The sequence below is a fragment of the Petroclostridium sp. X23 genome (assembly GCF_030013905.1).
GTDB lineage: Bacteria > Bacillota > Clostridia > SK-Y3 > SK-Y3 > X23.
Map to the genome: position 1 here is coordinate 1,233,455 of NZ_CP124862.1, position 13,706 is coordinate 1,247,160.

Genomic DNA, 13,706 nt, shown 5'->3' on the forward strand with positions numbered 1-13,706 from the left:
AAGTTAAAAATATCCTGTATGTAGATTCAACTAGTAGAAAATTAAATGGCTGTTGTAAAGCTTGTATAATATGTATGCTAGCAAATTATAATTTTCAATTTAGTCATCTATTATAAACTAGAAAAACTCAAACATAGAGATAATTCGGCAAAAAAAGAAAAATTCCTGCAAATTCCACCAAAGAATTTTTCAGTATTTTCATCCCCCATGATCCACTATCGACTTCCTACTTCCCATTCATGTTTTTTTACTATATCCAGCAGTATCTCTTTTTGGTTCTTTTCAGGATTTGCTATTACAATATCCAACAATTTTTCAAGTATCACACCCAGCATCCTTCCCTTTTGAATACCTAATGCAAGCAGGTCATCTCCGTTCACCGCTAGATCCTTTAAAGTTAGACATTGCCTGGATTGTTTTATAGTCTGATAAACTTTATAAACTTTTTCCAGCTCACTCCTTCTTTTTGTTAAGAAAACAGGGTTTTGAGACATCATATCTGCTTGTTTTATCTTTAAAAAGTCTATAAATATATCTTCACCTATCGCCCTTACCGCTTTGCGCACAGCTTTTGGAGTGGGCTCAACGGGTCGATCATGCCACTTAATCAGACGCAGAATTTTATCTATGGATTTTTTATCAAATTTTAATCGTTTTAATGCTTTTTGCGCTAAAATCACGCTTCTTTCACCATGCCCGTAGAAATGATCTATCCCCTTGCTGTCTGTTGTTTTGGTTATTGCTTTTCCTATATCATGGAGAAGCATCACCCATTTTAGAATAGGGTCCTTTTCAATACTCTCTATAGCTTTTAGAATGTGCGATCCCACATTATATATATGGTACGGATGGTTTTGCGATGTTGCAAAACATATATCCAGTTCCGGCAAAATATATTCCATCAACCCAGCCTCTTTCATAACAAAAATATTAGATGGAAAATCCGATAAAAGCATCTTATTTATTTCTTCTCTAATGCGTTCCATGCTTACTTTTACAATCAGCTCATTATTTTCAATAATTGCATCAAAACTTGTTGTATCAATTTGGAAATCCAACTGACATGAAAATCTTACCGCCCTTAACATTCTTAACGCATCTTCTTGAAATCTTTCGTTGGCATTTCCGACGCATCTGATCAGTTTTGCAAGAATATCACCTCTGCCGTTAAAGGGATCAATAAGGCCTTCTTTGGGATGATACGCGATTGCATTCATGGTGAAATCCCGTCTCTTCAAATCTTCTAATAGATCAGAAGTAAAAATCACTTGAGATGGCCTTCTGTAATCTTGATATGACTTTTCTATCCGAAAAGTCGTAACTTCATATGCACTATTGCCAACCATCACGGTAACAGTCCCATGTCTAATGCCGGTATCGTAGGTTTTATCAAATATTTCTTTTACTTGCTGCGGTGTTGCAGAGGTAGTAATATCCCAGTCTTTTGGGTTTTCATTCCTTATCGCATCTCGAACACAACCTCCGACAATATATGCTGCATAACTATTCTCATTCAATTTTTCCAATATATAAGCTGCTTCCGCAGGAATATTTATATCAACCATCTTTTATTCATCACCTTAGTTTAATTGTATATGGTTCTATATAAGTCACACTGAGTATGTTACATGTTTGCTCAGAAATGTGACATGGGGAGTGGACAGCGGATAATACGGGGAGTTTCCTATCTTCTCCCCACTACCCACTACTCACTCCCCACTACTGAAATTTGCCGTATGTGTAAAGAACAATCCTGCTTCATAATCTCAAGCGTTGTTCTGTCCCAGTTCTATAATAAAATCTCCAAGGTTCCTAGCTGATCCAGGTTTTCCCATATGATTAATCATTTTCTTTAAATTATCAAGTTTTAAATTATTGACCATCAATTGAAAGACAGCTTCATCAATCGGAAAGGTAGAGCTTGTTTTCATAGCTAACCCGTTATTTAGTAGAAATTCAACGTTCCTATCTTCCTGTCCCGGTATCGGATTGATTAAAACCATTGGAACCCCTTTGGCTAAACTCTCTGATACAGTGAGTCCCCCTGGCTTAGTCACAATACAAGTGCAAGCATCCATCATAATATCTACATTATCAATATACCCATAATTATAAATCTTTTTTCTGGTTTTTAAAGCATCGATCTTTCTCTTTAGTGACTTATTATTACCGCATACCGAGATAATCTGAAAATCAAGATTAAGTTTATCCAATTGCCGAATGCCTTTAATTACATTTCCATAACCCATGCTGCCGCTCATGACAAACACCGTATCTTTATCTTCAATACCGAGAATCTTTCTAGCCTCAGACTGGGAATACTTCTGAGAAAATTTCATATGTATCGGAATCCCTGTTGCTCGTATCTTCTCGGCAGGAATTCCTTTTTTCGCCGCCTGTAAATTAAGCAACTCACTGGCAGTAATATAGTAATCCAGATCGGTATCTTCCCAAAAAGGATGTATGGTAAAATCCGTAACAATTCCCATCGTCTTTGCTTTCAGCTTTTTCTCTTTGAGCTGTGTGATGATCTGAGCGGAAAATATGTGCGTACATACTATTACGTCCGGATCATATTCTCTTATATAAGTAAGCAGCTTTCTTGCAAGAACAGAATTTGTTAATTTTGAAATCGATAATTTCGCATCACTTTTTTCCTTTTTCTCTGCTAATCGATATAATCTTCCATATACTGCCGGGGTCAATTTTGTTGAAATCAGATATCCCCGTGCGATAGATTCACTTAAGATAGGATTTATATACTCAAAAGTATCAAGCATCGTACATTCTATGTCTCTTTGTTTTAAATAGTCCATAACAGCTTTAGCTGCTGAATGATGTCCTTGCCCAGCCGTTACAGAAAGAAATAGTACCTTCATTGGTTTGCACTTCCTTCCGTTAATCATCATTAAAATATTCTACTCTTTTCATATTTTATACCTCTTAAGGATGATAATCAAATGTTTTTTATATTGATACTTACTATTTATCTCTATTTGCATATATTGTTTTTTCAAAGCATCTATTGGTATCTCCAAAGTACTGTGCTTCATTTCTTGCTGCACTAAGTTTTTCAATATTCAAAGAGCTTGTAACTAGCTCGTCCCCCTCATAATACTGAGAAATAGCAATAACTCCATCTTTTTTGGGCGTCATCATGATAGGCGCGAAAATACCTGCTTTTCCGGTAAAATGCATTCCTGCAATCCATCCGGTTAATGAAGCCTTTAGGCCATACACATAGGTTTCTTGAACCCTGGGCCAGATTCCTCTAAGCGCCTTCCATTGGTCATATTCTTCCATATTCGCAATTGGAAGGATTACCATATCCGCACCCATTTTTCTAATAATGTGAAAGGTCTCAAAATAAGTTGCATCCATACATATCGGAAAGGCAACCTTTCCAAAAGGCAGTGCGTGTGCTTGAAACACATTATCTCTTTCAATACCAATGAGTTTTTCAAAATCCGTAGTATGAACCTTTCTTTGGGTCCCAATACAAACTCCATCCGGCCCATATAGTGAACCGGCATTGTAAAGCTTCCCATTCTCCGCCAATAGATAACTTCCGGAATAAATATACAACCCAAAACCACTTGCCAGTATAGAAATGATTCTTTTAAGACATCTTTCTATTGGTTCAGCCGTGCCATAAAAAAAAGCCATTAGAATTTTATCCATATTATTCTCATTACTATGATCAACCGCCTTATTTGTACCTTGAGGCTTTTTATTAAGATAGCTGTTTAGCGCAGAAAAGCCTGGAATCAATCCAAGTACATCAAAAAAATTATATTCAGGAAAAACCACCAAGTGGCTTTTCCTTTCAGCAGCTTGCTTCACGAAATAATATAGGATGTTTATATACTGCTCAATATTTTTTACAACTTTTATTCTTCTTTGCACACAAGATATCAAGATATTATTATTCTGCTTTGCATCAGAGAAATATCTTACTTTTGACATTTTTAAGCTCTGGCAGTAGTTCTCAATTCTATCTATTGACAGTTTCCGGTTATACCGGTATTTAAATAAATTTTTCACCAGTATTTTTCCCCTCAAATATTTTCATATTTTGATAGCATTCAACATTCAGCTGTGACAAAACGTTATACCGCGAAATTGTTTTTCTCCTTTGCTCATTATCCAACTGTGCTGTTATTATTATCTTTTTCCCGTTACTTTTCGCCCACATTCCATTTCCCTGCTCTGTAATGTCTAAAGGCCCATGAATGATTGACTCCCCCCATATATTCATATTTCCAAGCTTCCCATTGAATGCACTTTCAACGGCAAAAAATTGATTCTGCTGTACTTGCTGCCACATTCCACTTAGTTGAAAAGCAGGGGCTCTATCCGTCACAAATCCTATCGGACTCAATACTACATCCACACCTTCAAGCGCCATCATTCTGGCGACCTGAGAATAGAATACATCGGTTGACAGTATTATTCCAATTTTCCAGCCATATATATCTATCACCTGAATGTCTATCCCTCGTTCAAACCCCAATTCCCTCTCCCACCGTGCAAGATAAATCTGCCGTTGCTCCAATATCACTTGTCCATTTCTAACAATGCCGGCCGTATGATAGGTACAGCTATCATGTTTCTCCCAATAACTTCCCGTGCATATTACGATTTTATATTTTCCGGATAGCTGTCTCATATATTCAACATACTCATTATGAACCGCTTTGGTTTTCAGCCTTTGAAGATTTATGCCGATATACTTCAACTGCTCATAATAGCAGCCTGTGAAAGCGGGGAAAACAATGATATCACAAGCTTGGGCGGCAGCTATTTTAATATAGGCCTCTATTTTTTCTAATATATGTACCGGCTTGAACATCTCGCACAATACTTTATCTTTCCATTCTATACTGGCAACTTTCATGGCAACTGTCCTTCTTAAAATTATATTCTATTACAAATATTTAAAACCTAAACCAAAAAATCATTTGCGGGTGGACAGAGTCGTCCACCCCTACACAACTTCACATCAGATATAACTTGATAAATTATAAATCTCGATGTGTTCATCAATATAAGTATGCCCAATTATAAAAAACTAAAGCTCCCCATTTGATTTTTGGGAAGCTTTCAAACCGTAACCTCATAGACTATGGCAATATTCGCGGCTAGTTTATCTGCATCATAAAATAAGTCACATCATCCTCTAATTGCTTGCCATCCATGTAGCTGAACACATCATTACTGATTATTTCTGTAAGCCTATATATTGATTCGCTGTGATTATTCTCAATAAGATTTTTAAGACGAGTGGTCGAATACCGCTTTTTTTCTTTTCCTTCGGCCTCCACTAAACCGTCGGTATAAAACAATATCCTATCGCCTCTATCTAACGTCAATACATGATCATGATATTCAGGAGAATAAAATTCTGCAAATTTACATATTGGAAACCCTGTTGCTCTTAATTCTTCTGCCTTACCTGAAGCACGAAGCACTAACGGTACCACATTCAGTCCTGCTGAAGAATAAGTAAGCTGTCTGGTCTTAAAATTGTAAATAGCATAAAACATTACCATGTAAACATCTTCTCTAAAATTGGTTCTATTAAATGACGAATAAATGTGATCTAACACAGCCGAAGGACTATTAACTACATATTTATTATACTCAATTTGGTCTGTAGGCTTAATGCTTTGATTTAGAAAAATTGTTAACATTGCCGCCGGAACGCCATGACCTGAAACATCTCCGATATATAATCCGATTTGCTGGTCATCTAATTTAAATATATTGTAAAAGTCTCCACTCACACGTTCAGCGGGATAGTACCTCGACTCAAAAGATACTTCCGGCTCCTGCGGAAAACTGACAGGCATGATGGCCCTTTGTATATCTCTCGCATAATTTAAATCTTCTATCAGTTTATTATTAATCTGTTTTAATTGCTGCGTTCTTTGAGCTACGATATTATCAAGATTTTCTACGTAATTCTTTAATTCCTCTTGCGCCTTTGACAGTGCAAAATATGGTTTTTGGACATTATATATGAATATAATTCTGAAAATAATAAATATTGAAATAAATTTATATATATGACCTAAATAATTATAGATATCGTAAACGCTATTATAAACGGTAAATGCCAGTTCACTGAACATCCTGAATATAATCGCATTAGCCAGAAGCAAAATCAACTTGTCTTTGGTTTTTTGATATTCAAAAATAAACTTTACAGCGGATAGAAGTAACAAAAATGATATAATATATTCCATGATAATTTTTATCATAGTCAGTCCTTCACCTTCGACATACATAGGTGGCAGCAGCTGAGGGTAATATGTACATACAACTAACACAATAATACTTATAAGTATGGGCGAAATGAGGAAAAAGTTTTTATGAACACCGGTTTTTTTATCAATCGGTATGAAGCTGCTTATGACATACCCTATTGAACCGATTAAGCTTGAAATAATCCAAAAAGTTGTCGCTCTGTTAGCGGTATTATTCTCGATAAAAAATTCTGCCATGCCTTTGTAACTCAGTGCATGAAAAAAGTCAATCATACCTACTGTAAAAAAGACGCTGCCCAAAAAAACAGATCGCAAGTTCTGTGTTTGACCATATGTATAGTAGGCAACTACAAACACGGCATAGGAAACTAAAATGCCGGTAAACTCAAATATATTATGCCAGGTTAAATAGGAAGCAATATCCATAACCCGATGAAAATCATCTTGAAATAAATAGGCAAAATGAAATAAGCAAAACGAAAAAAAGAAATTTATAGCAGTTAATATGTAATCATTAGAATACTTGTCCATCGGAACAAGAGTGATTTTCTCCTGCAACTTCATAAAAGCTCCCCTTTATTGTCTAAAGATTTTGCCAACACGACCCCCGCCTATCTCACATAAGTATATTTAAATGCTTATGAAAATAATAATTCATATTTATTTAGTTGAATATCATTATTATATTACTGTTACGTATTCTATTCAAGTTTTATATTTATCAAATATATAGATAAATAAAGAAAAAGCCTCAAATAATGAGGCTTGTATTACATGTTATTTATAAAACTATATAAATCAGAATTCAGCATAATTGACAGTTCGAGGGAATGAAATCACATCTCTGATATTGGACATTCCGGTAATATACATGATCGCTCTTTCAAATCCCAATCCGTATCCGGCGTGTTTTGTACCTCCGTATTTTCTCAAATCCAGATACCACCAATAATCCTCTTTATTGAGTCCCATTTCTTGCATCCTTTTTTCCAGATAATCCAGCCGTTCTTCTCTTTGACTTCCGCCAATGATTTCGCCAACACCGGGTACAAGTAAATCCATGGCTGCTACAGTCTTATTATCATCATTCATTCTCATATAGAACGCTTTAATATCTTTAGGATAATCTGTAACAAAAACCGGTTTTTTGAATATTTTTTCTGTTAAATATCTTTCATGCTCGGTCTGCAAGTCGCATCCCCATTCTACCGGATATTCAAACTCACCGGCATGCTTTTTCAATAAATCTACCGCTTCAGTATATGTAACTTGGCCAAATTCAGAATTAACAACATTGTTCAATCTTTCAAAAAGCCCCTTATCAACAAAATTATTGAAAAACTCCATTTCTTCCGGCGCATTTTCCATTACATACTGAATGATATACTTCATCATTTCTTCTGCCAGCTTCATATCATCTTTTAATTCGGCAAACGCAATCTCAGGTTCAATCATCCAGAATTCAGCCGCGTGTCTTGCTGTGTTGGAATTTTCCGCTCTAAAAGTCGGACCAAATGTATATATATTTCCAAAAGCCATGCAATACGTCTCGCCCTCTAACTGCCCGCTAACCGTTAAATTGGTTTGTTTTCCAAAGAAATCCTGAGAGTAATCAATATTTTCTTCCTCATCTCTTGGGGTATCATTAAAATCCAAAGTAGATACCCTAAACATGGAACCGGCTCCCTCCGCATCACTCCCTGTAATTATAGGTGTATGGACATATACAAAGCCTCGCTCCTGAAAAAACTTATGTATTGCATATGCTAAGATAGACCTGACTCGAAAAACAGCTGAAAAAGTGTTTGTACGGGGTCTTAAATGAGCAATGGTTCTCATATACTCAAAAGAATGCCTTTTTTTCTGCAGCGGATATTCGGGTAAAGAGGTGCCTTCAATTTCGATTCTTACCGCTTTCACCTCAAATGGCTGCTTTGCTTGTGGGGTCTCTACCAACTCACCTATTACTGTTATGGAAGCCCCAACATTTTGTTTTGATATTTCTTTGAAATTATCAATCTGATCTTTTTCAAATACAATTTGAAGGTTTTTAAAAAAAGATCCATCATTGATCTCAATAAATCCAAAGGCTTTGGATACTCGAATGGTTCTTACCCATCCGGAAACCTCTACGGACCTATTAAAAAAGTCTTTCGTATTTTTATACAAATCTTTGATTGTTTGTCTCTCCACAGCAATTCCTCCTTCATGAATATATATGCGGTCTATGATGCTAATTGTGATGTTAAATATATGTTTGCTTTATTTTTGCCGTTAAAACTAAAAATACGCTTTTCCCAGAACATATTATATCATTTTTGAGTGGGGAGTGAATAGTGGGGAGTGGGGAGTTTTTTTTATATTCTCCTCACCCCCCACTATTCACTATTAAATTATAATACCTTTGCAACATCATACAATGAATTCAGTACCAACCAATTCTGCGGGAAATATCGTCCTATTGTCCAATAACTTACTCCCCCAAGGTTATATTCATTCACCAGCCTCAACTTGGCTTCTATACTTCTTGCATCTTCAAACCACACGACATGCTGCTTTCCAGCAGCATCATAATAATTATAGAATGGCGCCTGAGCAACCGGATCATATTGGATTGCGGCGCTTACTCTTGCTGCCTGATCCACCGCTCCCGTATTGGACAGGGTTCTTGCCTGCGTGCCCCGTACAAATGGAAGCGTCCAATCATAACCGTAATTGGGTATTCCCATCAGGATCTTTTCAGAAGGTATAGCGGTTACCGCATAGTTTAATACTTTACGCACCTCATTAATAGGTGCTACTGCCAGCGGCGGACCGGCGGTATATCCCCATTCATAAGTCATGAGTATGACATGATCTACCAGAGCACCATGTACAGGATAATCATGCGCCTCATATAGCAGACCGGTTTGGCCGGCGGAAATCTTTGGTGCCAGCGCCGTACTGATTGTGTACCCTAATGGCCGGAGCCTCTGTACAACTTTTCTTAAAAAATTATTGTAATCTTCCCTATTCTCCGGATAGATATACTCAAAATCGATATCCAATCCAAAATAGTTCTTTGTTCTTAAAATTTCGATGACATTATTTATCAATGTCTCTTGTGCTTCATTATTAGTCAGGATTGCTTGAGCAATATCGCTGTTAAAACCTCCGCCCTCTTCAAGGTTTGTTATTACCATCAACGGCGCAACATTCGCAGCTCTGGCTGCTTGAATAAGCGGCGTGTCGTCAATGGTGTTTAAGCTTCCGTCAGGCTTCACCTCATAACTGAATATGCTTAAATAGGTAAGATTCGGCAGTGTTTTCCTTAATACTTCCCTATCAATATTGGGAAATGCATACCCATTTACCTCTATGGTACCCAATTTTTGAGTCCGTGGGGGTATGGTAATCACCTGTCCCGGATAGATCTGTGCCGGACTGGTAATCTGCGGGTTAGCCGCCAATAACGCTTGTACCGTTACACCATAATCTCTTGCAATCGCATAGAGTGATTGACCTGGAGCCACCCTATGCTGTCGGGTGCCTTCAAGAATTACCAATGTCTGCCCTACCACAAGTTGATTTGGATTGGCAAGTTCGTTATCAGCGATAATCTTTGAAGGTTGTACTCTATACAATCTTGCAATATTATACACACTTTCGCCCGGTCTTACAACATGAATAATCAACAACCTCACACCTTTCAAAAATATACTCTTATATTCCAATATATGCGAGTATACAAAAAAGGTGTCGGTGTTAACTTTGCCGCTTTTCTACCTTTTGTGAATGTTTAATTTAAACTTCTTATTGTTACTTTTTATTATTATCATTTTGATAGATATCTATTACATGAGCATTTAAACTACGGGTATGTTTCCTAAAATTTTTTGGCATACTAAAGATGTTCGAAATTCAAGTTTAAAGGAGGATTTTATATGTCAGATCAAGATATCAAGAATTCCTATAACAGAAGTGCTGAGAGAATGCGGGGAGACAATAAGACTTTCGCATCTGCCCTTACCAGAGATGATACAAATGATCCGACACTTCATGAAGATCTTCATGAAACCGTTCATGTGAATTATGATGATATCGAAAAATCTCCTTCCATGGAGCAGGTTCATCAGTGGCAGAGAGAACATATGCAAAAAGACGATCAGTCCAAGGAAGGATACCCTCTTAATGTTATCATCGACCCGGCAATGCGGGAAATGTACCAGGTTGTACATAATGCAGGCATGACCAATGTTTTTGACCGTTTCAGCCAACAACAGCCTATTCAGTGCAAATTCTGTATTGAAGGGTTGTCCTGCCAGCTTTGCGCAAATGGTCCATGCCGTATAAGCTCCAAGGTTCCCAGAGGGACCTGTGGTGTAGACGCACATACCATGGTTGCCAGAAATTTTGTATATCGGCATGTTACCATCGGTACTTCTGCGAATATATTCCATTGCCATCAGGCTGCAAGAACATTAAAAGCAGCGGGTGAGCATCCGGAAAGCGGATTAAAAATAAGAGATCCGGAAAAATTGAAAAAATACGCAGATATGGCAGGGCTGGATGCGAATAAACCAATTAATCAACTGGCTGTAGAATTTGCCGACTGGGTAATGTCTGATATTCACAGTCCCTTCCATATTCCATCAAAAACAGTGGAAGCTTTTGCTCCGGCAAAACGTAAGGAATTGTGGAGAAATTTAGGGCTATTTCCCGGCGGCGGCTACAGCGAGGTCGCTTATGCACAAACCATGTGCATGACCAACTTTACTTCCGACCCTGTAGCATTTTTACTAACCAGTGTACGTCTTGGTATTGCTAACGAATATCAAGGATTATTCTTATTGGATATTATCCAGGAAATACTAATGGGTACGCAGGAAATCGCTATGAAAAAGCAAAATATGGGACTGTTGAAAGAAAATATGATCAATATTGTCACCAACGGTCATATGCCTCTTCTTGCCCATGTTGCCATCGATTTGGCTTCTACCGATGAATGGCAGCAAAAAGCCAAAGCAGCAGGAGCCGAGGGCATTCAAATATTGGGACACGTATGTGAAGGACAGCAATTGATCAACTATGAGGGAATGCATAATCAAAAGGGATATGGCGGCCAGGAAGGCGAATGGCTGTCGCAGGAATATCTGCTGGCAACCGGCGTCGTAGACCTGTTTATGTTTGATTATAACTGTACTGTTCCAACCATGCCGCTTTTCGCAAAACGTTTTGGCACAAAACTATTGAGTACGCATCCTGTAATAAAACTTCAAGGTACTGAAACTTTGGACTTTGTTCCTGAAAAAATGAAAGAACAGGCCGTGAAGGCACTTGATAAAGCGATTGAATCTTTTAATAAAAGAAAAGGTACTAGTGAGAAAAAATATATTCCGCCGCATACATCAGATTGTATGGTAGGTTTTAGTACCGAATCGGTTAAAAAGGCATTAGGTGGAAGCTTCAAGCCCCTCATTGAACAAATCGCAAACGGAAACATCAGAGGCATCGCTACCATTGTTGGCTGTACTACTGCCCGTTATGGTCAAGGCGGCAGCAATATCTTCCGCATTACTCAGGGACTAATCAAAAATAATATATTGGTGCTATCGGGCGGATGTACCTCTGCTGTTATGGAATACACGGGACTTACAAACCCTAAAGCTGCAGATGAAGCAGGCGAAGGATTAAAAGCGGTATGCAAGCAATTGGGCATTCCTCCTGTATTGACCTATGGCGCATGCGTAGATATAGGAAAAATGACGCATACGGCAAAAGAAATTGCCGATGAGCTAGATGTGGATACCAATATGCTTCCTCTTGTCATCGGAGCACCTGAATATCTGGAGCAGAAAGCAGTCGCTGACGCATGTACCGCTGTTGCTCTTGGATGGCTGGTGCATGTCGCACCCGTACCTTCCATTACCGGCAGTGATGTTGTGGTAAAAACACTTACCGAAACAACTGAAACACTTGGACTAGGAAAAGTAGTTGTAGAAATGGATGCTGAAAAAACCATTCAAATTTATGTGGACCATATTGAAAAGAAACGTAAGGAGTTAGGATTGAACTAGATAAATGATAATAGAGTAATGGAAAGTGGGGAGTTTTCTGTCTCCTCACTTATAGATGATCAAATTGAAAATTATAAACTTACAACTTATATCTTGCGAGTTCTTGTAGGGGCGGACAGGGTCGTCCGCCCCTACAAATATCCTTTTAATAGATCATGGCATTCAAATCCCAAGTTTTTATATAGCCAGTTGATCATGGCTTTCTTTTAAATATTTTATCAATGTCTTTATATTTATCAAAATACATGTACCCGTTGTTATGGGTTATTCCTTCACTCTTACCTAATACTAAAAAACCATTTCGTTCCAAAGAATTCCAAAAAACTTCCAGCACCTTTTGCTGCAGACTATTATTGAAATAAATCAATACATTTCTACATAGTATTAGATGAAATTCATTCAATATACCTTGCTGGCATAGACTGTGTTCAAAGAACAATATATTCTTTTTCAAGTCTTCCCTAATCATCAGATATTTTCCTGTCATTGTAAAATAGTTCATAAAACTTTTCATTCCTCCGGCTTTTCGATAATTGATAATGCAATTATCCACATCATCCATCGGATACAACCCATTTTTCGCTTCCTTGATTACCAAAGGATTGATGTCAGTGGCATAAATTTGTGTTTTCCCCAACATTCCGAGCTCGTCCAGCATCATTGCCATTGAATATGGCTCCTGCCCGCTAGAACATCCTGCACACCATATCTTTATATGCGTAAAAGAATTTAAATACGGAAGTACCTTTTCACTAATTCTTCTATAGCTTTCAGGGTCTCTAAAAAATTCTGTAGTATTGATTGAAAAGTCCAATAATAGCTGTCCAAATTGTTCCTCATTTTCCAGTATCAATCTACGAAAATCGACAAATCTTCCAATGCTCTTATTTAACATAGACAGCTTGATTCTCCTGATGATACTTTCCATTTGGTATTGAGTATAGTCATACCCATATTTAAGGAATAGTTCATTCAAAAAATCTTTGACATCTTCTTCTTTTATTTTTTCTTTGTACGCTGGTTTATAATCGGATGTCACCCCTGTATACACAGTCTTTTCTCTAATATATTGACATTGGATATCCAGCTTGCTTAGATATGAAAATAGAAACCTTTTAACTACAAATATCTTGATTTTCTTATATTTCTGCATTGACATTAATATATTGACTATATTTTTACTCAGTATACCGGCATCTGAAAAAGTCACATGCAGTTCCATATCATCTTTTTGTTTAAGCACAAAAATGAAATACTGTTCATCTTCGATGTTATATAAATCTCCAGAAACAAAAACATGCTTTATTCTATTATTCTCACGATGAACATTAATATTTCCCATAACCTATCTCATAAAACTCCATTTCTCAAATCAATCTCA

9 protein-coding genes are annotated in these 13,706 nt (G+C 37.2%); 1 reads left to right on the top strand and 8 read right to left on the bottom strand.

All coding sequences use genetic code 11. The annotated features are described in order from the left end of the window. Window positions 1-215: 215 nt before the first annotated feature. The 7 genes from QKW49_RS06110 to QKW49_RS06140 form a co-directional block, all read right to left on the bottom strand. Entirely contained in the window at window positions 216-1,565 is a 1,350-nt protein-coding gene (locus QKW49_RS06110; protein ID WP_282866667.1) for a CCA tRNA nucleotidyltransferase, read from the bottom strand. A 201-nt stretch (window positions 1,566-1,766) separates the two neighbouring features. Further along, window positions 1,767-2,879: a glycosyltransferase gene (locus tag QKW49_RS06115; RefSeq protein ID WP_282866668.1), complete on the bottom strand. Its 1,113-nt coding sequence runs from the start codon at window positions 2,877-2,879 to the stop codon at window positions 1,767-1,769. 103 nt (window positions 2,880-2,982) lie between these two features. After that, complete coding sequence (locus tag QKW49_RS06120; protein WP_282866669.1) at window positions 2,983-4,044, bottom strand: nitrilase-related carbon-nitrogen hydrolase; 1,062 nt, start codon at window positions 4,042-4,044, stop codon at window positions 2,983-2,985. Continuing rightward, complete coding sequence (locus QKW49_RS06125; protein WP_282866670.1) at window positions 4,028-4,897, bottom strand: carbon-nitrogen hydrolase family protein; 870 nt, start codon at window positions 4,895-4,897, stop codon at window positions 4,028-4,030. Before QKW49_RS06125 ends, QKW49_RS06120 begins: the two co-directional genes overlap by 17 nt. 244 nt (window positions 4,898-5,141) lie before the next feature. Continuing rightward, window positions 5,142-6,833: an MASE3 domain-containing protein gene (locus QKW49_RS06130; protein ID WP_282866671.1), complete on the bottom strand. Its 1,692-nt coding sequence runs from the start codon at window positions 6,831-6,833 to the stop codon at window positions 5,142-5,144. A gap of 234 nt (window positions 6,834-7,067) precedes the next feature. Then, entirely contained in the window at window positions 7,068-8,462 is a 1,395-nt protein-coding gene (gene asnS / locus QKW49_RS06135) for an asparagine--tRNA ligase (protein WP_282866672.1), read from the bottom strand. A gap of 200 nt (window positions 8,463-8,662) precedes the next feature. Next, window positions 8,663-9,943, bottom strand: a complete 1,281-nt coding sequence (locus QKW49_RS06140; protein ID WP_282866673.1) for a glycosyl hydrolase family 18 protein — start codon at window positions 9,941-9,943, stop codon at window positions 8,663-8,665. Window positions 9,944-10,192: 249 nt separating this feature from the next. Here QKW49_RS06140 and cooS point away from each other — a divergent pair, with 249 nt between their 5' ends. Beyond that, window positions 10,193-12,325 (top strand): anaerobic carbon-monoxide dehydrogenase catalytic subunit, encoded by a 2,133-nt coding sequence (gene cooS, locus QKW49_RS06145; RefSeq protein ID WP_282866674.1) that lies wholly within the window; start codon window positions 10,193-10,195, stop codon window positions 12,323-12,325. Between the two features lie 193 nt (window positions 12,326-12,518). On the opposite strand, the gene QKW49_RS06150 is transcribed toward cooS, so the two are convergent. Continuing rightward, a complete protein-coding gene (locus QKW49_RS06150; RefSeq protein ID WP_282866675.1) occupies window positions 12,519-13,667 on the bottom strand; it encodes a protein-glutamate O-methyltransferase CheR in 1,149 nt (382 codons plus the stop codon). Window positions 13,668-13,706 lie beyond the last annotated feature (39 nt).

Bases quoted from the DNA above. Each gene is read 5' to 3' on its own strand.
- cooS (WP_282866674.1), top strand. From the start codon at position 10,193: ATGTCAGATCAAGATATCAAGAATTCCTATAACAGAAGTGCTGAGAGA.
- QKW49_RS06150 (WP_282866675.1), bottom strand. From the start codon at position 13,667: ATGGGAAATATTAATGTTCATCGTGAGAATAATAGAATAAAGCATGTT.
- QKW49_RS06125 (WP_282866670.1), bottom strand. From the start codon at position 4,897: ATGAAAGTTGCCAGTATAGAATGGAAAGATAAAGTATTGTGCGAGATG.
- QKW49_RS06130 (WP_282866671.1), bottom strand. From the start codon at position 6,833: ATGAAGTTGCAGGAGAAAATCACTCTTGTTCCGATGGACAAGTATTCT.
- QKW49_RS06115 (WP_282866668.1), bottom strand. From the start codon at position 2,879: ATGAAGGTACTATTTCTTTCTGTAACGGCTGGGCAAGGACATCATTCA.
- QKW49_RS06110 (WP_282866667.1), bottom strand. From the start codon at position 1,565: ATGGTTGATATAAATATTCCTGCGGAAGCAGCTTATATATTGGAAAAA.